The sequence below is a fragment of the Xanthobacter oligotrophicus genome, assembly GCF_008364685.1.
GTDB classification, from domain to species: domain Bacteria; phylum Pseudomonadota; class Alphaproteobacteria; order Rhizobiales; family Xanthobacteraceae; genus Xanthobacter; species Xanthobacter oligotrophicus.
On the sequence record NZ_VTTL01000035.1, the window covers coordinates 1 to 695 of the forward strand.

Annotated in this window: 1 protein-coding gene; it reads right to left on the minus strand. The window is 66.2% G+C overall.

Annotated elements, in window-relative coordinates; all coding sequences use genetic code 11:
- The coding region (locus FZ033_RS23915; protein ID WP_149578560.1) for a GTP-binding protein at positions 1-695 on the minus strand (695 nt) is incomplete at its 3' end.

A 695-nucleotide genomic window follows, 5' to 3' on the forward strand; every position in this document is an offset into this window, starting at 1 on the left:
CCGGTCACCACCGTGCCGCGGCCCGAGATCGAGAACACGTCCTCGATGGGCATCAGGAACGGCAGGTCAACGGGACGCTCGGGCTGCGGGATGTAGGCGTCGACCGCCTCCATCAGCTTCAGCACCGCGTCGCGGCCGAGCTTGGGATCGCCGTTCTCCAGCGCCACCAGCGCCGAGCCGCGGATGATCGGGATGTCGTCGCCGGGGAAGTCGTACTTGGACAGCAGCTCGCGCACTTCCAGCTCGACCAGCTCCAGCAGTTCCTCGTCGTCGACCATGTCGCACTTGTTGAGGAACACCACCAGCGCCGGCACGCCGACCTGGCGGGCGAGCAGGATGTGCTCGCGGGTCTGCGGCATGGGGCCGTCGGCCGCCGACACCACCAGGATCGCGCCGTCCATCTGCGCCGCGCCGGTGATCATGTTCTTCACATAGTCGGCGTGCCCGGGGCAGTCCACGTGCGCATAGTGGCGGTTGGCCGTCTCGTATTCCACGTGAGCGGTCGAGATCGTGATGCCGCGCGCCTTCTCTTCCGGCGCCTTGTCGATCTGGTCGTACGCCGTGAACGTCGCGCCGCCCGTCTCCGCAAGGATCTTCGTGATCGCCGCAGTCAGCGACGTCTTGCCATGATCCACGTGACCGATCGTGCCGATGTTGCAGTGCGGCTTCGAGCGGTTGAACTTCTCTTTGGCCAT